General features: G+C 68.8%; 1 protein-coding gene. It reads left to right on the top strand.

What is annotated here, in order from left to right:
- Positions 1–250, top strand: a 250-nt coding sequence (locus SB659_RS20190) for a hypothetical protein (protein ID WP_410551715.1), incomplete at both ends; no start/stop codon positions are given.

The following is a 250-nucleotide window of genomic DNA, read 5'->3' as shown; positions in this document are numbered from 1 at the left end:
AGGGCACCGTCTCGACCGCGACGGTCGAGCAGGCCGACGCGGCCGCCGCTTCCGCCAATGCCCGCGTCAGCTCCGCGGAGCAGGCGATCGAGGTCGCCCAGGCCGATCTGAAGGTCACCGACAGTCAGATAGCCGATGCCGACCTGAAGCTCGCCCGCACCGACGTGAAGACGCCCGTTGCAGGCACGGTGGCGGCCAAGAACGCCAATGTCGGCGCCATCGCATCCGGAACCGGCGATCCGATGTTCAC

It is taken from the genome of Arthrobacter sp. SIMBA_036 (assembly GCF_046535135.1).
GTDB lineage: Bacteria > Actinomycetota > Actinomycetes > Actinomycetales > Micrococcaceae > Arthrobacter.
This window is presented reverse-complemented; position numbering and strand designations above follow the sequence as displayed.